Origin of the sequence: Paracoccus mutanolyticus, assembly GCF_003285265.1 — a bacterium.
In the GTDB taxonomy this organism is placed as follows: Bacteria; Pseudomonadota; Alphaproteobacteria; order Rhodobacterales; family Rhodobacteraceae; genus Paracoccus; species Paracoccus yeei.
The window spans coordinates 348,217-367,102 of record NZ_CP030239.1 but is presented as its reverse complement, the minus strand read 5'-3'; the positions used below and the strand labels follow the sequence as shown (position 1 = coordinate 367,102).

Below are 18,886 nucleotides of genomic sequence, written 5' to 3'. Positions count from 1 at the left end.
AGGCCCAGAATGTTCAGCAGCGTGGATTTGCCCGAGCCCGAGGGCCCACGATGGCCACGAATTCCCCGGCGTGGATGTCAAGGTCGATGCCGCGCAGCACATGCGTCCGCACCGCGCCCTCGCCAAAGACGCGGTGCAGACCGCGGATGCGGATCAGCGGCTCGGTCATGGCGCAAGCCGCAGCAGCGGGTCGTCCTTGGCCGCGCGGATGCCGGTGACGACCTGCTCGCCCTCGGCAAGACCCAGGGTCACCTCGACGAAGGCGCGGGTGCGCATGCCGGTCTCGACCCGTCGCGCCTCGACCCGGCCCGAGGCGTCCTGCACCCGGACGCGGCCACCCTCCAGCGCCGAGACCGGCACGGTCAGCACCTGCGCGGCGCTTTCGGTGACGAAGAAGGCCTGCGCGGTCATGCCGGGCAAGAGCGCGCCGCCCGCGTTCTGAACATCGAAAAGCGCGACATAGGTGACGACGGCGCTTTCGGCCTCGCCCTCTTTCCGGACCGGGGGCGCCGGCAGCACCTGGCGCAGCGCGGCGCGGAAGCGGCGGTCGGGAAAGCCCAGGGTGGTGAACCAGACCGGCATGCCCGGGGTCAGCTGCACCACGTCCGCCTCGGACACGTCGCTGCGCACGGTCATGGTCGAGAGGTCGGCGATGCGCAGCAGCCCGGCGTGTCGCAATTGCCGTTCAGCGCTGGCCCTCGCGCGCCTCGACCGCCACCACGGTGCCGTCCATGGGCGAGGTGATGCGCGAACGCGCGAGCTGCGCCTCCTCGGCGCGCAACTCGGCGCGGCTGCGGCGGATGGTGGCGTCCAGCGCCTCGACCCGCGCGCGCAGCACGTCGCGGTCGCGCTCGGATTCTTCCAGCGTTTCCTGGCTGGCGCTGCGCCCGACCAGCGAGCCGCGCCGCCCGGCCTGACGCTCGGCAAAGCCCAGCTGCGCCTGCAGCTCGGTCCGCTCGGCGGCCAGGCGCGCCAGTTCCGCCTGCAGCCCCTCGACCTGGGCGGCCTGCACCTCGGCGTCGATTTCGGCCAGAAGCTGGCCGGCGCGGACCCGGTCGCCGGGCTGGACCAGCAGCCGGCCAACTGCCCCGAGACCTGGGCGCCGACATCGACTGCGGCCTTGGGCTCGATCCGGCCGCTGGCGGTGACGGCGTTTTCCAGGTCGCGGCGGGTAACGGGGGCGGTGTCATAGGCGACGGGCGGCGGTGGCGACCACAGCCAGCCACCGGCGGCAACGGCCACGGCCGCCAGCAGCACCGCGGCCAGCGTCCGCCTGCGCCGCGAGGGGGCGGGCTCGGGCATCGTCAGGGGCGGGGGCAGCGCACCGTCGGTCGGGGCGTGGGTGTTCATGGCCGCCCCCCGCAGATGACGGCAGAGCGAGACGAGGCGGAAAGGAACAAGCCTGAAATCCTTCGCAAAAGGCAATGGGGCGACCTGGCGGCCTGCGGCAGCCGTCCATGACGGGCCGCCGCACAGGGGCCGCCGGGCCTGCCCGTGCAAAGCCGGATGGGCAGACGGCGGGGCAGGGCCCGCCATCGCCGGTCTGGCCTAGAACTGGCCGCGCAGGGTCAGGGTGGCGTTCCTGGGTTCGCCATACCAGCTGCCGCCGTTCGGCACGCCCAGCGTGGCGTAATATGTCTTGTCGAAGACGTTGTTCACGTTCAGCGCCAGGTTCCAGCGGTCGTCGATCTGATAGTTCACATAGGCGTCCCAAACCGCATAGCCGCCCTGCTTGATCTCGAAGCGGGGCTGATCCCAGTGATCGCCCGCCCAGGACCAATAGGTGCCGGTGTTGGCATGCTTGCTTTTCACCGTCACACCGCCGCCCACGGTCCATTTCGACAGCTCACCCGGCAGGGTGTAGTCAGTCCACAGCTTGAGCATGTGCCTGGGCGTCAGCGCGCTGTAGATCGCGTCCTCGTTCTCGTTCTTGTTGTGGTTCCAGGTATAGCCGGCAAAGACCTGCCAGCCCGGCGCCACCTCGCCCGAGACCTCAAGATCCAGGCCCTGGCTGACGACCTTGCCCAGCGGCAGGTAGAAGGTGCCGTCCTCGTCGTCATAGCGCGTGTCCTCGACCGCCTCGCCCTTGCGTTCGATGCGATAGAGCGCGGCCGAGACGTTCAGCGCGCCGTCTAGCATCGTGCCCTTTGCCCCAAGCTCGAAGTTGCGGCCGGTGATCGGGTCCAGCAGGGTCGGGTTCTCGGGCGGGCCGGCCTTGTTGCTTTGCGGCCTGTAGATCTCGGTCAGGCTGGCATAGGCGGTCCAGTCCGGCGTCACGTCATAGGTGACGGCCGCATAGGGCGTGAAGATGCCGTCCGCGCGCCAGCGATAGCTGCTGTCGTAGGACGTGACATTACCGTCCTCGTCGCGGCTTTCTGCGATCTCGCGGTGCTTGTAATTGCCGTAGCGGCCGCCGACGATGACATGGGCCTTGTCCGTCACCTCCATGTCCAGCCGGGCATAGATCCCCTGCTGCTTGGTGCCGAAGGCCGGCCAGCCCGTGGTCGCGCCGGTCAGCACCGGGGCCGGCAGGTCCAGCCCGGGGAAATCGTCCACCGTCAGCGCACCGTCGGGAAAGGCGGTCACAAAGCCGTTGCGGATCTGCTTGCCGTCGCTGCGCCGCCAGTCGGCGCCGGCGGTCAGCTTGTAGTCCCGGCCCCAGGCGTTGAACCGGCCGCTGATATTCAGGTCCACGCCATCGGAATGGTTGCCCGCATCTTCCGAGAACGCGTCGGGATCGCCAAAGACGCCGGTCGCCGGATCGACCGGCCCGCCCACGGAAAGCTGCATGTAGTCATAGTCGAAGCGCTGCCGCATGGCGCTAAGCTTCAGCGTCCAGTCGTCGTTGAAGCGGTGCTCGGCGCTGAGATAGAACTCGCGCGTGGTGGTGTCGCGCTTGGCCCAGTCGGCGGTCAGCGCCACGTCGCGCGGCAGGTCCAGCTGGCTGCCGTCGGTATAGGTCGGCAGGCCGGTCGACCATCGCGTGCCGTATTGGTGCTGATAGCTGATCGCGGCGCTGATCGTGGTCGAGGGCGTCAGGTCGTATTCCAGGATGCCGTAAAGAAGCTGCTTTTCCTCATCCGAGGGAGAGTAGAAATAGTCGTGGTCCTGCCAGACCCCGATCATCCGGCCGCGCAACCGGCCGTCCGAGGTGATCGGGCCGCCGATGTCGGCCTCGACACGGCGGTTGTTCCAGCTGCCATAGGCCAGCGCAACCGAGGAGCGCCGCGTGTCCGTCGGCCGCTTGCGCACCAGGTTGATGGTGCCGCCGGGGTCGCCCGCGGCGGAAAACAGCCCCTCGGCGCCGCGCAGCACCTCGAGCCGGTCATAGATCGCCATGTCGAAATCCGGCCGGAAGGTCGAGGTATAGGAGGTGCCCAGGTTGTCGATCTGGTAGTTGTCGATGACGAAGCCGCGCGAGCGGAACTCGGGGTTGCCCGATGCGTCGGTAATGGCGACGACGCCGGGCGCCTTGACCAGCGCCTCGGACATCATGGTCAGGTTCTGGTCCTTCAGCACCGCGTCGGTCATGACGGTGACGGTCTGCGGCAGTTCCTTCAGCGATTCGACGCCCCCGGCGATGCTGGCCGCATCCGTGCTGTAGCGGCCGGTGCCCTCGGTCGTGGCGCCGCCGGCGCGCAAGGTCACCGCGTCCAGCACGACCGAGCCGTCTGCGGCCGGCACGGCGCTGCCGGCCGGCTGCGGCGTGACCAGGACATAGCTGCCCGGCCCCGCCTGCTGCAGCCGCAGGCCGCTGCCGGCCAGCAGGACCGCAAAGCCCTGTTCGACCGTATAGCTGCCGCTGATCCCGGCGCTTTGCCGCCCAGCCAGGTCCGAGGGCTGATAGACCAGCTGCACGCCCGAGGCGGCGGCATAGCGGGCCAGCACGTCGCCAAGCCGTCCGGGCCCGATGGCATAGTCCCTGGTCTGGGCAAGGGCCGGGGCGGCGAGCACCGCGCCAAGCGCGGTGCCCAGCAGCAGCGCGCGGCTTGTGGCCAGGCCGGTGGATAGGGCAAGCGCGCGCGCGGCGGCGGCCGGCGCGCAGATCAGGTGATTCATGCTGCTTCGTCCTGTTTTCGGTTGGATCGGCGGCTGGCTGGATCGCGCGGTGGCTGGCCCTTGCCCTGTTCACCGGACGAGCGGCGAAAACTGATCACCCCGGACGGAAAATAATCAGCCCCGCGGCTCGACCACCACCCACCAGGGCGTGCGGCGCACCACCCGCACCGGCAGGGTGCGGGCCAGAAGCGCCAGCCCGGCATCGGTATCGGCCAGAGAGATCGCGCCCGAGACGCGGATGCCGGAAACGCGCGGATCGCAGCGCAGGACGCCGCGGCGATAGCGGGCCATTTCGGCCAGGACCTGGGCCAGCGGCATATCCTGCGCCAGCAGCATCCCCTGTTCCCAGATCGCGGCGCTGTCATCGGTCGGCACGGCCGGCGCAACGCCTTCGGCCGCGACTCTGCCTGATGCCCGGCAACCAGCCGGCTGGCGGCGCCCCGGGCGGGCCGGATCTCGACCGCATCGCGGAACACGGCGACGCGCACACGGCCCTCCATCTCGCGTACGCAGAACCGGGTGCCGAGCGCCAGGACATCGCCCTGGGTCGTCCCGACCAGCAGGGGCCGCGCCGCCGGGGCGGGGTCGGGGCGGGTGGTGACCAGGATCTCGCCGCTGCGCAGGTCGATGCGCCGGGCCGCCTGGGTGAAGGCGATGTCGGCGGCGCTGTCGGTGTTCAGCACCAGTTCGGAGGCATCGGGCAGGGTCATCGCCTTGCGCTGGCCCACGGCGGTCGCCACATCCGCGCCCCATTTGTTCCAGGGCTGCTGCCAGGCCAGGGTCCCGGCGGCGCCTGCCGCGGCAAGCCCCGCCATCAGCATCAGGGTCCGGCGCCGGTCGGGCTGCGGATCGCCCTGGCCCAGCACCTGCCGGCCAAGCCCGGCGGGCAGGCTTTCGACCTGCCCTGCCGGCCGGCATCGCCAGCGGAAACGGCCGTATCGAGGCCGTCGATATCGACATCGCCGCAAAGACCGGGGGACGCCTGAAGGAGGTGATGGTCGCCGAGGGCGAATTCGTCTCGGCCGGGCAGGTTCTGGCCCGGATCGACACGGCGCAGCTCGAGGCCCGCAAGCAGGAGGTCGAGGCCCAGATCCAGCGCGCCAAGATCGCCATCGAAACCGCGAAAATCCTTGTGCGGCAGGCAAGGCCGAGAGCGAGGCGGCCCAGGCGGCGATCGAATTGCAGCAGGCAACGCTGGATGCGGCGGAACGGCGTCTGGCGCGGTCCGAGGCGCTGGAACGCAGCAATACGGTTTCGCAGCAGGTGCTGGAAGATGACCGTGCCAATGCGCAACGCGCCCGCGCCAGCCTTGCCTCGGCAAGGGCCAGCCTTGCCGCCTCCGAGGCCGCGATCAGCACCGCAAAGGCGCAGGTGGTCGATGCCGAGGTGGCGCTGACGGCGGCGCAGGCCGGGCTGGTCAGCGTCGAGGCCGATATCGCCGATGCCACGCTGACCGCGCCGCGCGACGGGCGGGTGCAATACCGGCTGGCGCAACCGGGCGAGGTGGTGGGATCGGGCGGGCGGGTGATCAACATGATCGACGTCTCGGACGTCTATATGAACTTCTTCCTGCCGACCGAACAGGCGGGCCGGGTCGAGATCGGCTCCGAGGTGCGGCTGGTGCTGGACGCCGTGCCGCAGGCGGTGATCCCGGCCGAAGTGTCCTTTGTGTCGGACGTGGCGCAGTTCACTCCCAAGACCGTGGAAACCGTCGAAGAGCGGCTGAAGCTGACCTTCCGTGTCCGCGCCCGGATCGCGCCCGAACTGCTGCGGCGCTATATCCGGCAGGTCAAGACCGGCCTGCCCGGCATGGCCTATATCCGGCTTGATCCGACGGTCGAATGGCCCGGTTTCCTGAGCAATGTCGTGAAGTGATCCGGTGGCCGGGATGAGCGGTGCGGTGATTGCCGAGGCGCGCGGGATCGGGCTGACCTATGGGCGCGTCCGTGCGCTCGCGGGCATCGACCTGGCGATCCCGGCGGGGCGGATGGTCGGGCTGATCGGTCCGGACGGGGTCGGCAAATCCAGTCTGCTGGCGCTGATCTCGGGCGCGCGGGCGATGCAGGCGGGCGACCTGACCGTGCTCGGGGGCGACATGCGCTCGGATCGGCACCGCGCACTGGCCGGGCCGCGCATCGCCTATATGCCGCAGGGGCTGGGCAAGAACCTGTACCATACGCTGTCGGTCTTCGAGAATGTCGATTTCTTCGGCCGGCTGTTCGGACAGGACCGCGCCGAGCGCGAGGCGCGCATCACCGATCTGCTGACCGCGACGGGGCTTGAGACGTTCCGCGACCGTCCGGCGGGCAAGCTGTCGGGGGGCATGAAGCAGAAGCTGGGCCTGTGCTGCGCGCTGATCCATGACCCGGACCTGCTGATCCTCGACGAGCCGACGACGGGCGTCGATCCGCTGTCGCGCCGCCAGTTCTGGGAACTGATCGACCGCATCCGCGCCAGCCGTCGGGGCATGAGCGTGATCGTCGCCACCGCCTATATGGAGGAAGCCGCACGCTTCGACTGGCTGGTGGCGATGAACGCGGGCCGGGTGCTGGCGACGGGAACGCCGGCCGAGCTGCTCGCCCGCACCGGCGCCGCCAATCTGGACGCCGCCTTCATCGAGTTGCTGCCTGCCGAGGATCGCGCCGGCCATCGCGCCGTCGAGATCCCGCCGATGGATCACACCGCTGCCGGCTACGCCATCGAGGCCGAGGGGCTGACGATGCGGTTCGGCGATTTCACCGCCGTGGACAATGTCAGCTTCCGCATCCCCAAGGGCGAGATCTTCGGCTTTCTCGGCTCGAACGGCTGCGGCAAGACGACGACGATGAAGATGCTGACCGGGCTGTTGCAGGCCAGCGAAGGCACCGCAAAGCTGTTCGGCGCCGAGGTCGACCCCAACGACATCGAGATCCGCAAGCGCGTGGGCTACATGAGCCAGGCGTTTTCGCTGTATTCCGAATTGACGGTGGCGCAGAACCTTGACCTGCACGCGCGGCTGTTCAGGATGGCGCCCGAGCGCATCCCGGGCCGCATCCGCGAGATGGCCGAGCGGTTCGACCTGACCGACATGATGGACAGCCGCCCCGATGCGCTGCCGCTGGGCATCCGCCAGCGGTTGTCGCTGGCGGTGGCGATGATCCACGCGCCCGACATCCTGATCCTCGACGAGCCGACCTCGGGCGTCGATCCCGTCGCGCGCGACGATTTCTGGCGCATCCTGGCCGAGCTTTCGCGCAAGGACGGGGTGACGATCTTTGTCTCGACCCATTTCATGAACGAAGCGGAATGGTGCGACCGCATCAGCCTGATGCACGCCGGACGGGTGCTGGTTTCCGACACACCCGCCAACATCATCCGCGACCGGGGCTGCGAGACGCTTGAGGATGCCTTCTTCTCCTGGCTCGAGGAAGCCGCCGGCGACCGCGATGCCCCGCCCGCCGCGCCCATGGTCCGGCATGATGCCGCGCCGGTCCGCCAGCGCCTGTTCGATCCGCGCCGGATGTTCAGCTATGCCATGCGCGAGGGGATGGAACTGCGCCGCGACCCGATCCGGGCGACGCTGGCCATTCTCGGCTCGGTCATCCTGATGGTGGTGATCGCGCTGGGCATCAGCATGGATGTCGAGGACCTGAGCTTTGCCGTTCTGGACCATGACGACAGCACGATCAGCCGCGACTATATCGCCCAGATCGCCGGGTCGCGCTATTTCATCGAACAGGCGCCGCTGACCAGCCATGCCGATGCCGACCGGCGGATGGAGGAGGGCAGGCTGAACCTTGCGCTGGAAATTCCGCCGGGCTTTGGCCGCGACCTGCTGCGCGGACGGCCGGCCGAGGTGGGCGGCTGGATCGACGGCTCGAACCCGATGCGGGCCGAAACCGTCAGCGGCTATGTCCAGGGCGTCCATTCGCACTGGATGACCGGGAAGATGCGCGAGGAACTCGGCCCCGGCGCGGTTGCGGGCAGCTACGGGCTGGAACTGCGCTACCGCTACAACCCGGACATCAAAAGCCTCGTCGCCATCGCCCCGGCGGTCATTCCGCTGCTGCTGCTGATGATCCCGGCAATGCTGAGCACGCTGTCGGTGGTGCGCGAGAAAGAACTTGGCTCGATCACCAACCTGTATGTGACGCCGGTCACGCGGCTGGAATTCCTGCTGGGCAAGCAGTTGCCCTATACCGCCATCGCATTCCTGAACTTCATCCTGATGTGGGCGGTGGCGGTCTTTGCCTTCCAGGTGCCCTTCACCGGCAGCGCGCTGGCCTTTACGCTGGCCGCGCTGCTTTACGTCACCACGGCGACGGCGATGGGGCTGGTCGTCTCGGCCTTCATGCGCAGCCAGCTGGCGGCGATCTTCGCCACCGCCATCCTGACCATCCTGCCGGCGATCCAGTTCTCGGGGCTGATCAACCCGACCTCCTCGCTGGACGGCGGCGCGGCTTTCGTCTCGGCCATCTATCCGACCACCCATTTCGTCACCATCGCGCGCGGAGCCTTTTCCAAGGGGATGGGGCTGGCCGATCTGGGCGGCTCCCTGCTGCCGATCCTGATCGCCATTCCCGTGCTGATCGGGGCGGGCGCGCTGTTGATGCGCAAGCAGGAGGCATAGCATGGACCTGCGCAATGTCTGGCAGCTGGGCGTCAAGGAGCTGCGCGGCCTGCTGCGCGATCCGATCATGCTGGTGCTGATCGTGTTTTCCTTTACCGTCTCGGTCCACATGTCCGCCAGCGGCGCGGTCGACGGGCTGAACCGCGCCAATATCTCGGTCGTCGACGAGGATCAGTCGCCGCTGTCGACCCGGATCATCGAGGCGTTCCAGCCGCCCTATTTCATGCCGCCCGAGATGATCACGGCGGCCGAGATGGATCGGCGGATGGACCGGGGGCTGGACACGTTCGCGCTGGACATCCCGCCCGATTTCCAGCGCGACCTGCTGGCCGGCAAGCGCCCGGAACTGCAACTGAACGTCGATGCGACGCGGATGTCGCAGGCCTTCACCGGCTCGGGCCAGGTGCAGGCGATCGTCGCGGCCGAGATCGCCGAATTCGAAAGCCGTTATCGCGCGCCCACGCAGATGCCGGCCGAACTGGTGCTGCGTCCGCGTTTCAACCCCGAGCTGAACGGCGGCTGGTTTCAGGCGGTGATGGGCGTCGTCAACAGCGTCACGATGCTGTCGATCATCCTGACCGGCGCGGCGCTGATCCGCGAGCGCGAGCATGGCACCATCGAGCACCTGCTGGTCATGCCCGTGACCCCGGTCGAGATCATGGTCTCGAAGATCTGGTCGATGAGCGGCGTGGTGCTGATCAGCAGCTTCCTGTCGCTGACGGTCATGGTGCAGATGGTGCTGGACATTCCGTTGCAGGGCTCGCTGGCGCTGTTCGTGCTGGCGACCGCGCTGCAACTCTTTGCCACGGCATCGCTGGGGATCTTTCTGGCGACGGTGGCTGGGTCGATGCCGCAGTTCGGCATCCTGCTGATGCTGGTGCTTTTGCCGCTGCAGATCCTCTCGGGGGCGCAGACGCCGCGCGAATCCATGCCCGAGCTGGTACAGACGCTGATGCTGGCCGCGCCGAACACCCATTATGTGATCCTGTCGCAATCGGTGCTGTTTCGCGGGGCGGGCCTGGGTGTGGTCTGGCCGCAACTGGTGGCGCTGCTGGTGATCGGGGGGCTGCTGTTCGCCTTTTCCCTGGGTCAGTTCAGGCGGTTCCTGAAATGACACCGCCGTCCATTTCCAAGCAAGTGTTAGCGGGGTACCCGATGACTGGAAACCTTCCTGCCCGATCCGAAGAAAAGGCGCATGCGCACCGCGCTGCGTCAGCGCAGGGATTGCTTGCCGACGAACCCGTCGGTGTCGCCGCCTTTCAGGCCATCGACCGGATGCGCGAGGCTTTCGTGGGGCAGCTGACCGGCGGCCTGTCGCCGGCATCGCTGGCGCTGGCCGGTTTCGACTGGGGATTCCATCTGGCCTCTGCCCCGGGAAAGCAGGCCGAACTGGTCTGGAAGGGCGCACGCAAGTCGGGCCGGCTGATGGCGCATCTGCTCGCCTCGACCGTGGCGTCCAAGGTGCCGCCCGCGATCGAACCGCTGCCCGGCGACCGCCGCTTCGTCCATGAAGGCTGGAGCAAGCCGCCGTTTTCCTGGTTGGCCCAGGGCTTTCTGCTGGGCCAGCAATGGCTGCACAACATGACCCATGAGGTTCCGGGCGTGATGAAGCATCACGAGGAGGTGGTCTCGTTCGCGGCCCGCCAGATGCTGGACATGGTCTCGCCCTCGAACAATCCCTGGACCAATCCCGAAATCATCGCCCGCACATGGGCGACCGGCGGCATGAACTTCTGGCATGGCTGGAGGAACTGGGCCGAGGATGCCACGCGGCAGATCACCGGCCAGCCTCCGGTCGGAGTCGAGGCCTTTGCGCCGGGCGAGACGGTGGCGGTCACCCCGGGCAAGGTGGTTTACCGCAACCATCTGATCGACTGATCCAAGACGCAGCTTCCTTCTGGCGAGGGACTGCCTCCCGTATCGCAGCCTGCCCTGCCCGGCATGGATCATGAATTACCAGCACGTCAAATTCCCGAATTTCCCAATTCTGAATGGTCAAAACGCGGCCAAACGGACTTTGCCATTTCCTGGCGCAACCCGGATGCGTCGGACCGCGAACTGGACATGGAGGATTACCGCCGCATGGGCGTCATGGCCGCGCTGGAGGCCATCGGCGAGATCCTGCCCGGACAGAAGATCCATGCCACGGGCTATTGCCTTGGCGGCACGCTGCTCTCCATCGCCGCTGCCGCGCTGGCGCGCGACGGCGACGACAGGTTGGCCTCGGTCACGCTTCTGGCGGCTCAGGTCGATTTCACCGAACCGGGTGAGCTGGCGTTGTTCATCGACCCCAGCCAGATGCATTTCCTGGACAGCATGATGTGGAACCGCGGCTATCTGTCGGCCGACCAGATGTCCGGGGCATTCCAGCTGCTGCGCTCGAACGATCTGGTGTGGTCGCGGATGGTGCGGGAATACCTGATGGGCGAACGCACGCCGATGAGCGATCTGATGGCCTGGAATGCCGACAGCACGCGCATGCCCTGGCGCATGCATGCGGAGTATCTGCAACGGCTGTATCTGGACAACGAACTTGCCGCCGGGCGCTTCATGGTGGGCGGCCGGCCTGCGATCCTGCAAAACATCCGCCTGCCGATGTTCGTTGTCGGCACCGAGCGCGACCATGTGGCGCCGTGGAAATCGGTCTACAAGATCCACCAGTTCACGGATGCCGAAATCACCTTTGCCCTGACGTCGGGCGGCCACAATGCGGGGATCGTCAGCCCGCCCGGCCACCCGCGCCGCCAGTACCGGATCGGCGTGCATGACCGGGATGCGCCCTTGCTTTCTGCCGGAGAGTGGCTTGATGCGCATGATCCGGTGCCGGGTTCGTGGTGGACGGCGTGGGGCGACTGGCTGACCGCACAGTCGGGCGCCATGGTTTCGCCACCCGCCATGGGCACGGCGCTGAGCGATGCGCCGGGCAGCTATGTCCATCAGAGGTAAGCAGGCTCATCGGCACGGCTAGCCCGCCGGCCGACAGTGGACAGGCATGGCTCCTGCGCCAGGTCGGGGGCCATGCCGCGCGCCGCAGTCATGTCCGGCGCCTTGCGGGCGGTCAAAGGATGCCGCCCGACAACACGGAACGTTTCCCAGACAAGCGTAGGCCTGTCACCGAAGCCTGAACCCGGAGACCGGCAACTCCCGAAGTGGCGCTTTCCCGAATTTCAATGCAATCATCGGCTGCCTGATTGCTTTGGCATTTGCACTTCGTCTTGTCTGAATCCACCGTTCGACAGCAATAACATTAATAATCGAATTTATGTAATAGATATTCGACACTGGCGACCAAAGGGGCCGCTGATCGGCCGAACGAAAGGCGGCATGAACACCAAGCTGCATGCTGTCGCCGATGGGCGCCCGACCCGGTTCTTCATGACCGCAGGCCAAGTCAGCGATTGCACCGGCGCTGCGGCCCTGCTGGGTAGCTTGCCTAGAGGATGGTGCTGGCTGACCGGGACCCGACGCAATGGCTCGCGTGCGGTCGCAATGGTGGGCGATCGCCTCGACCGCGGCCTGCGCGTCGCGGCGTTCAAGCACGCCATGCACCGCTACAAGCGCCGGAACCGGATGGAGCAATTGCAGATCCCCCCGCGCGATGGGCAATGCGATGCTCCGCCAGTGCCAGCACCTATCCAGGATCGCGTAGCTTCATCTCTGAGGCTCAGGCCGCCTTTTCGGCCAGCGGCAGGCGGATCAGATGGTCGAAGGCGGCAAGACTTGCCCGTGCACCCTCGCCCATCGCGATGACGATCTGCTTGTAGGGGGCTGTGGTGCAGTCGCCGGCGGCGAAGACGCCGGGCAGCGAGGTCGCGCCGTGCTCGTCCACAACGATCTCGCCGCGCGGGCTGAGGGTCAGCACTCCTTTCAGCCAGTCGGTATTCGGGATCAGGCCGATCTGCACGAAGATGCCCTCCAGCGCGATCTCGCGGATCTTGCCGCTGCGGCGGTCCTCATAGGCAAGGCCCGTGACCCTGCGGCCATCCCCCTTCACCTCGGTCGTGCGGGCCTCGGTCAGGATGGTGACGTTTGGCAGACTGCGGAGCTTGCGCTGCAGCACCTCATCGGCGCGCAGCCGGGAGTCGAATTCGATCAGCGTGACATGGGCGACCAGCCCGGCCAGATCAATCGCCGCCTCGGCCCCGGAATTGCCGCCACCGATCACCGCGACGCGCTTGCCCTTGAACAGCGGGCCGTCGCAGTGCGGGCAGAAAGTCACGCCCTTGTTCAGATATTGCCCTTCGCCCGGCACCTCCATCCGCCGCCAGCGCGCGCCGGTCGACAGCACCACCGCCGCCGAGGTCAGCGTCGCGCCAGAGGCCAGGGTGACCCGATATCCGCCGTCGACCTCTTGCAGGCCGGTGGCGGTCTGGGCGTTGAAGATCCTCACATCATATTCGCGCACGTGGTTTTCCAACGCGCGGGCCAGTTGAGGGCCCTCGGTGCGGGGCACCGAGATCAGGTTCTCGATAGACATGGTGTCAAGCACCTGGCCGCCGAAGCGTTCGGCCACCACGCCGGTGCGGATGCCCTTGCGCGCGGCATAGACCGCCGCCGCCGCTCCGGCAGGCCCGCCGCCGATCACCAGCACGTCATAGGGGGCCTCCTTGCCGATGGCCAAGGCCGCACGGTCCGCCGCCCCGGTATCAAGCTTGGCGAGAATCTGTTCGGCATCCATCCTGCCGGCCCCGAACATCTCGCCGTTGAGAAAGACTGTCGGCACCGACATCACCTGCCGCGCCTCGACCTCGGCCGGAAACAGCGCGCCGTCGATGGCGACATGCTCGATGCCGGGGTTCAGCACCGCCATCAGGTTCAGCGCCTGCACCACATCGGGGCAGTTCTGGCACGACAGCGAGAAATAGGTCTCGAACCGGAACGGGCCCTCCAGTCCCCGGATCTGGTCTATCACCGCCTGTTCGACCTTGGGCGGATGTCCCCCGACCTGCAGCAGCGCCAGCACCAAAGAGGTGAATTCATGACCCATCGGCAGCCCGGCGAAGGTCAGGTGGATGTCCTGGCCGGGCGAGGTCAGCGAAAAGGACGGGGTGCGCGTTCCTGTGCCGCCGTCGACAACGGTGATCTTGTCGGACAGGCTGCGGATATCCTCGACCAGTGCCAGCATCTCGCGCGACTTGGCGTCATCGCCCGCAAAGGTGGTGATCTCGACCTGACGGACAAGGCGGGTGAGATAGGCCTTGAGCTGGGTTTTCATATTCTGGTCGAGCATGTCGCATCCTTTCAGGCAGGGAGAGGGGGGCGGCAAGCCGCCCCCGAACACGGGCAGGAGTCAGGTAAGGGCGGGCATCAGATCTTGCCGACGAGATCGAGCGAGGGGGCCAGCGTCTCCTCGCCTTCCTGCCACTTGGCGGGGCAGACCTCACCGGGATGCGCGCGGACATATTGCGCGGCCTTGATCTTGCGCAGCAGGTCTTCGGCATTGCGGCCGATGCCCTCGGCCGTGATTTCCATCGCCTGGATCACGCCGTCGGGGTCGATGATGAAGGTGGCGCGGTCGGCCAGGCCCTCACCCTCGCGCAGCACGCCGAAGTTGCGGCTGATCTCGTGCGTCGGGTCGCCGATCATCGTGTACTGGATCTTGCCGATGGTTTCCGAGCTGTCGTGCCAGGCCTTGTGGGTGAAATGGGTGTCGGTCGAGACCGAGAACACCTCGACACCGCGCGACTGCAGTTCGGCATAGTGGTCGGCGACATCCCCCAGCTCGGTCGGGCAGACGAAGGTGAAGTCGGCCGGGTAGAAGAAGAACACCGACCACTGGCCCACCACATCGGATTCGGTGACCTCGATGAACTTGCCCTGACGGTAGGCCTGCGCCTTGAACGGAATGATCTTGCTGTTGATGATCGCCATGTCCGGCTCCTTTTCTTGGTGTCGCAGTATCGCTATGCCGCGACCGCAAAAGAAGCAAATCGATCGAGATTGAATAAACGATAGCTTCAGTCCATCGACTTGCGTTCTGCATGCATTGATTTGATTCGAAAAGATAATTTTACAAGTGTGGAACGTTTCGAAGATTGCAGATCAGCCATGCGCTGGGCGCGACCCTCACCGAAGGGGTTGTCTGAGGGCAGCGTGATCTAGGCCGCGCCACCGGCCACGTCCCCGCGACCCTGACCGTCAACCGCAGTTCCCGAGGGCCAAATCGGTAGGCAGTGCAAGCTGAGGCAAACCCAAGTCGCGGCGGGGGCCTTCCGGGGCCCTGGTCATCCGCGCAGCGGGAATTTCGGGCAAGACCGCTCTTCACAGGGAGTTTCGCGGACCCATCTTGATATGATCGCCGTCGAGGCGGTCGCACCATCAGCGCCCGTCCGGTCTATACAGTCGTGCTGGGCAATGACACAGTCGACATCTTATCAATGGCAATTCACCTTTGGCGCGCCCGGCGCGGTTCAGGTCGCAGCGCGGGTAAACGGAAAGATCAGACATGGCCACGAGCGCCCGGCAAGGCGGGGATGATATCCAGTTGAACGATGCCGCCTGGCTGGATGTCCTGTCGGCAGTTGACCGCACCTATGCCGAACTGGTCGCACATCAGGAACAGATCGAGGCCCGCAACCGCGAACTTGACGTTCTGCGCCGCTTCCTGGCCTCGGTGCTGGCCTCGGTTTCGGATGTGTTGATTGTGCTCGACCGCAAGGGTCAGGTCGAAGAGGTGAATGCCTCTGCCGCGGACTGTCTGGCGATTTCCACCTCGGCTCTGATCGGACGCCCGCTTTCCGGGCTGGTGACCGAGGCTACTTTGGCCACCTTGCAGAACGGCCAGGCCGAGGTCGTGCGCAGCCGTCGTCCGCTGACGCTGGATCTGGCGCTGCAGACACCCGCCGGTCCGGCGCCGCTGGAGGCGGTGCTGTCGCCACGCCTTGATGAGCGGGGCAGGGTCGCGGGCATGGTGCTGACAGGGCGGCCGGTGGGTGAATTGCGCCGTGCCTATGCCCAGCTTGAACAGAGCCACGCCGAGATGAAGGCGGCACAGGCCCAACTGGTGCGAGGGGAAAAACTCGCCTCGCTTGGCCGGTTGCTGGCCGGCGTTGCGCATGAGCTGAACAATCCGATCAGCTTTGTCTATGCCAATGCGCACGCGATGGAGCGCTACCTTGGCAAGTTCGAGACCTATTTCGCGCGCGTTCAGGCCGGGGCCAACCGCGAGGAACTGGTGGCGCTGCGCCAGGAGCTTCGGCTGGACCGCGACATTCGCAACCTGCGAGAGGCGGTGCGGGGCGCGCGCGACGGCGCCGAACGGGTGCGCAATATTGTCGAGGATCTGCGGCGCCTCTCGGCCGATGGCAGCGGCGAGATGGTCGCTTTCGATCTGGCCGAGATCGCCCGGATCGGCTCTTACTGGGTGCTGCGCGGGGCGGGACGCGCCGTCGAGCCCCAGGTGCGTGGCGGACCAGTCAGGGTTCGGGGCCGCCCGGGCCATATCCAGCAGGTGGTGATGAACCTTGTCCAGAACGCGCTGGATGCGGTGGCCGACTGTGACAGCCCCCTTATCCGCCTGACGCTGACGACTGCCGATGGTCTGGGGGTGCTGATCGTGTCGGATAACGGTCCGGGCGTCGACGAGGCGACGGCGGCCATGATCTTCGATCCGTTTTTTACCACCAAGCCCGTGGGGCAGGGGACCGGGCTGGGCTTGTCGATCAGCCACAAGATCGTCGAGGAACATGGCGGCACGCTGGCCTTCATGCCATCCGCGGATCCCGATTGTCCGGGGGCGAGCTTCCGGCTGGAATTGCCGCTGGCTACGGAAGGGGGGCGGGAATGAACGTGCTTTGGCTTCAGGCGGCGGGTTGTGGCGGCTGCACCATGTCGCTGCTTTGCGCCGAGGCTCCGAATGTCTTTGACCTTCTGGCCGGTGCGGGGATCCGGTTTCTGTGGCACCCTGCGCTCAGCCTCGAGAGCGGGGCCGAGGTGCGCCGCCTGCTGGCCGCGATCGAGGCCGGCGAGATCGCGCTGGACGTGCTGTGCATCGAGGGCTCCATCGCTACCGGCCCCAATGGCACCGGGCGCTATCAGATGCTGTCGGGCACGGGCGTGTCGCTGCTGGACTGGCTGCGCCGCCTGGCGCCGCTGGCGCGCGACGTGGTTGCCGTGGGAACCTGCGCCACCTATGGCGGCGTGACCACGGCCGGCGGCAATCCCTCGGATGCGGTCGGGGTCCACTATGACGGGGCGCGCCCCGGCGGCGCGCTGCCCGCCGAGTTCCGGGCGCGCTCGGGCTTGCCGGTGATCAATGTCGCCGGCTGCCCCACCCATCCGGACTGGGTCACCGAAACGCTGATGCTGCTGGCGGGCGGTGCCCTGACCGTCGATGCGCTGGATTCCCTGGGGCGGCCGCGGTTCTACGCCGACCATCTGGTGCATCACGGCTGTTCGCGCAATGAATTCTACGAATACAAGGCCAGCGCCCGCGAATTGTCCGAGATGGGCTGCATGATGGAGCATCTGGGCTGCGTCGGCACGCAGGCCGTTGGCGATTGCAATATCCGGCCGTGGAACGGCCAGGGCTCTTGCACCAAAGGCGGCTATCCCTGCATCAACTGCACCGCGCCCGAATTCGAGGAACCGCGCCACAGCTTTACATCGACCCCAAAGATCGCCGGGATCCCGGTCGGGCTGCCCACCGACATGCCGAAGGCCTGGTTCATGGCACTGGCATCACTGTCCAAGGCGGCAACCCCGGCGCGGATCGCGCGAAACGCGACCGCCGACCGGATGATCGTGCCGCCTGCGCCGGGCAAACCCCGATGAGCGGCGAGGCAGGCGGACGGCTGATCGTCGGCCCCTTCAACAGGGTCGAGGGCGATCTTGAGGTGCAGCTTGACATTCGCGACGGCGTGGTCGCCTCGGCTCGGGTGAACTCGCCGCTTTATCGCGGGTTCGAGCGGATGCTGCCCGGCAAGGACCCGCGCGATGCGCTGACCATCGTGCCGCGCATCTGCGGCATCTGCTCGATCAGCCAGTCGGCAGCAGCGGCGCGGGCGCTGGCACAGGCCTGCGGCATGACCCCCGAGCCGCAGGGCGAACGGATTGCGGCGCTGATCCATGCGATCGAGAATGTCTCGGATCATCTGACGCATTTCAACCTGTTCTTCATGCCGGATTTTACCCGCACAGCCTATGCCGGACGGGCCTGGTATCCGCGCGCGGTGGACCGCTTCGCCGCGATGGCCGGCGGTGCGCAGCGTGCCACGGTCGAGGCGCGGGCGGGGCTGATGCATGTCCTTGGCATGCTGGCAGGCAAATGGCCCCATACCCTGGCGATCCAGCCGGGCGGCGTCACCCGCGCGCCCACGGCGCGTGATCGGATCCGAATCCTTGCCAGCCTTGCCGCCTTTCGCGGCCATCTGGAAACCGTGGTTTTCGGTGCGCCGATCGAGGCCTTCGCGGCGCTGAATTCCAGTGCGGCCCTGCTGGCCTGGGATCGCGGCGATGCCGGGCTTTTTCTTGAGATCGCGACGGATCTTGATCTGTCCGGGCAGGGGCGCGGGCAGGGGCGCTACCTGTCTTTCGGGGCCTATCCGCTGGAGGGCGGCCATGGTTTCGCGCCCGGCGCATGGCTGGGCGCGCCGGCTGCGCTGGAGACGACGGCGATCACCGAAGATCTCAGCCATTCCTGGATGCTGGGGAATGCCTCGCATCCCGCGCGCGGGATGACCGAACCGGACGAGACGATGCGGGACAGCGCCTACAGCTGGTGCAAGGCGCCGCGCTATCAGGGCCGGGTGATGGAGACCGGCGCCCTGGCACGCCAGGTCATCGACGACCATCCTCTGGCACGCGATCTTGCCGGGGGCGGGGTGCTGGCGCGGGTGGCGGCGCGCCTGCTGGAACTGGCCCGCACGCAGATGCTGATGGAGGACCTGGCCCGTGGCATCACGCCCGAGGCGCGGTTCATCACCGGGCCGGTCACCCTGCGCGACGGCGAGGGCGAAGGTCTGGTCGAGGCGGCGCGCGGTGCGCTTGGCCATTGGCTGCGGATCGAGCGGGGGCGCATCGCGCTTTATCAGATCGTCGCGCCGACGACCTGGAACTTTTCGCCGCGCGACAGCGCCGGGACGCCCGGCGCGCTGGAGGCGGCGCTGGTGGGCGCACCTGTGTCCGAGGGCGAGGAAACACCGCTAAGCGTGCAGCATATCGTGCGCAGTTTCGACCCCTGCATGGTCTGCACCGTGCATTGACGCCACGGGAGAGAGT

General features: G+C 67.1%; 15 protein-coding genes and 2 pseudogenes. 9 read left to right on the top strand and 8 right to left on the bottom strand.

Annotated elements, in window-relative coordinates; genetic code table 11:
* Positions 1 to 13 precede the first annotated feature (13 nt).
* The 6 genes and pseudogenes from DPM13_RS21930 to DPM13_RS26480 form a co-directional block, all read right to left on the bottom strand.
* A complete protein-coding gene (locus DPM13_RS21930; protein WP_223252292.1) occupies positions 14 to 169 on the bottom strand; it encodes a hypothetical protein in 156 nt (51 codons plus the stop codon).
* Positions 166 to 678 (bottom strand): efflux RND transporter periplasmic adaptor subunit, encoded by a 513-nt coding sequence (locus tag DPM13_RS21925; protein ID WP_223252291.1) that lies wholly within the window; start codon positions 676 to 678, stop codon positions 166 to 168. The genes DPM13_RS21930 and DPM13_RS21925 overlap by 4 nt, the downstream gene beginning before the upstream one ends.
* Before the next feature lie 7 nt (positions 679 to 685).
* Positions 686 to 1,012 carry an efflux RND transporter periplasmic adaptor subunit gene (locus tag DPM13_RS21920; protein WP_262983236.1) on the bottom strand — a complete coding sequence of 109 codons (327 nt, stop codon included), beginning with the start codon at positions 1,010 to 1,012 and terminating at the stop codon, positions 686 to 688.
* Between the two features lie 536 nt (positions 1,013 to 1,548).
* The gene (locus tag DPM13_RS02140) at positions 1,549 to 4,059 is read right to left on the bottom strand and encodes a TonB-dependent siderophore receptor (protein ID WP_112887366.1); all 2,511 of its coding nucleotides are present in this window, start codon (positions 4,057 to 4,059) and stop codon (positions 1,549 to 1,551) included.
* Positions 4,060 to 4,173: 114 nt separating this feature from the next.
* Entirely contained in the window at positions 4,174 to 4,434 is a 261-nt protein-coding gene (locus tag DPM13_RS21915) for a FecR family protein (RefSeq protein ID WP_223252671.1), read from the bottom strand.
* Between the two features lie 140 nt (positions 4,435 to 4,574).
* Positions 4,575 to 4,769, bottom strand: a pseudogene (locus DPM13_RS26480) (FecR domain-containing protein); the annotation flags it as partial.
* Between the two features lie 469 nt (positions 4,770 to 5,238).
* Here DPM13_RS26480 and DPM13_RS02130 point away from each other — a divergent pair.
* The 6 genes and pseudogenes from DPM13_RS02130 to DPM13_RS02110 all read left to right on the top strand — a co-directional run.
* Positions 5,239 to 5,934 (top strand): HlyD family secretion protein, encoded by a 696-nt coding sequence (locus tag DPM13_RS02130; protein WP_223252290.1) that lies wholly within the window; start codon positions 5,239 to 5,241, stop codon positions 5,932 to 5,934.
* A gap of 13 nt (positions 5,935 to 5,947) precedes the next feature.
* The gene (gene rbbA, locus DPM13_RS02125; RefSeq protein WP_112887364.1) at positions 5,948 to 8,668 is read left to right on the top strand and encodes a ribosome-associated ATPase/putative transporter RbbA; all 2,721 of its coding nucleotides are present in this window, start codon (positions 5,948 to 5,950) and stop codon (positions 8,666 to 8,668) included.
* A gap of 1 nt (position 8,669) precedes the next feature.
* Positions 8,670 to 9,782, top strand: coding sequence for an ABC transporter permease (locus DPM13_RS02120; RefSeq protein ID WP_112887363.1), 1,113 nt, complete (start codon positions 8,670 to 8,672; stop codon positions 9,780 to 9,782).
* 110 nt (positions 9,783 to 9,892) lie between these two features.
* On the top strand, positions 9,893 to 10,546 hold the full coding sequence (locus tag DPM13_RS21900; RefSeq protein WP_223252289.1) for a poly-beta-hydroxybutyrate polymerase N-terminal domain-containing protein: 654 nt from the start codon (positions 9,893 to 9,895) through the stop codon (positions 10,544 to 10,546).
* 63 nt (positions 10,547 to 10,609) lie between these two features.
* Positions 10,610 to 11,614 (top strand): PHA/PHB synthase family protein, encoded by a 1,005-nt coding sequence (locus tag DPM13_RS21895; RefSeq protein WP_223252288.1) that lies wholly within the window; start codon positions 10,610 to 10,612, stop codon positions 11,612 to 11,614.
* Positions 11,615 to 11,959: 345 nt separating this feature from the next.
* A pseudogene (locus DPM13_RS02110) lies at positions 11,960 to 12,106 on the top strand (IS5/IS1182 family transposase); the annotation flags it as partial.
* Positions 12,107 to 12,332: 226 nt separating this feature from the next.
* On the opposite strand, the gene ahpF reads toward DPM13_RS02110, so the two are convergent.
* Both ahpF and ahpC read right to left on the bottom strand, forming a co-directional pair.
* A complete protein-coding gene (ahpF, locus tag DPM13_RS02105; protein ID WP_112887362.1) occupies positions 12,333 to 13,898 on the bottom strand; it encodes an alkyl hydroperoxide reductase subunit F in 1,566 nt (521 codons plus the stop codon).
* A 77-nt stretch (positions 13,899 to 13,975) separates the two neighbouring features.
* Positions 13,976 to 14,539: an alkyl hydroperoxide reductase subunit C gene (gene ahpC / locus DPM13_RS02100; protein WP_028717759.1), complete on the bottom strand. Its 564-nt coding sequence runs from the start codon at positions 14,537 to 14,539 to the stop codon at positions 13,976 to 13,978.
* 574 nt (positions 14,540 to 15,113) lie between these two features.
* On the opposite strand from ahpC, the gene DPM13_RS02095 reads away from it, so the two are divergent.
* Genes DPM13_RS02095 through DPM13_RS02085 form a run of 3 tightly spaced genes read left to right on the top strand, consistent with a single transcriptional unit; the run spans position 15,114 to position 18,870 of the window.
* The gene (locus tag DPM13_RS02095) at positions 15,114 to 16,454 is read left to right on the top strand and encodes a sensor histidine kinase (RefSeq protein ID WP_112887361.1); all 1,341 of its coding nucleotides are present in this window, start codon (positions 15,114 to 15,116) and stop codon (positions 16,452 to 16,454) included.
* On the top strand, positions 16,451 to 17,440 hold the full coding sequence (locus tag DPM13_RS02090; protein ID WP_028717757.1) for an NADH-quinone oxidoreductase subunit B family protein: 990 nt from the start codon (positions 16,451 to 16,453) through the stop codon (positions 17,438 to 17,440). The genes DPM13_RS02095 and DPM13_RS02090 overlap by 4 nt, the downstream gene beginning before the upstream one ends.
* The gene (locus DPM13_RS02085; RefSeq protein WP_112887360.1) at positions 17,437 to 18,870 is read left to right on the top strand and encodes a nickel-dependent hydrogenase large subunit; all 1,434 of its coding nucleotides are present in this window, start codon (positions 17,437 to 17,439) and stop codon (positions 18,868 to 18,870) included. The genes DPM13_RS02090 and DPM13_RS02085 overlap by 4 nt, the downstream gene beginning before the upstream one ends.
* The last annotated feature ends 16 nt before the right edge of the window (positions 18,871 to 18,886 follow it).

Coding starts and splice junctions, on each gene's coding strand:
- DPM13_RS21930 (WP_223252292.1), bottom strand. CDS start 169: ATGACCGAGCCGCTGATCCGCATCCGCGGTCTGCACCGCGTCTTTGGC.
- DPM13_RS02140 (WP_112887366.1), bottom strand. CDS start 4,059: ATGAATCACCTGATCTGCGCGCCGGCCGCCGCCGCGCGCGCGCTTGCC.
- rbbA (WP_112887364.1), top strand. CDS start 5,948: ATGAGCGGTGCGGTGATTGCCGAGGCGCGCGGGATCGGGCTGACCTAT.
- DPM13_RS02120 (WP_112887363.1), top strand. CDS start 8,670: ATGGACCTGCGCAATGTCTGGCAGCTGGGCGTCAAGGAGCTGCGCGGC.
- DPM13_RS21895 (WP_223252288.1), top strand. CDS start 10,610: ATGGATCATGAATTACCAGCACGTCAAATTCCCGAATTTCCCAATTCT.
- ahpF (WP_112887362.1), bottom strand. CDS start 13,898: ATGCTCGACCAGAATATGAAAACCCAGCTCAAGGCCTATCTCACCCGC.
- ahpC (WP_028717759.1), bottom strand. CDS start 14,539: ATGGCGATCATCAACAGCAAGATCATTCCGTTCAAGGCGCAGGCCTAC.
- DPM13_RS02095 (WP_112887361.1), top strand. CDS start 15,114: ATGGCCACGAGCGCCCGGCAAGGCGGGGATGATATCCAGTTGAACGAT.
- DPM13_RS02090 (WP_028717757.1), top strand. CDS start 16,451: ATGAACGTGCTTTGGCTTCAGGCGGCGGGTTGTGGCGGCTGCACCATG.
- DPM13_RS02085 (WP_112887360.1), top strand. CDS start 17,437: ATGAGCGGCGAGGCAGGCGGACGGCTGATCGTCGGCCCCTTCAACAGG.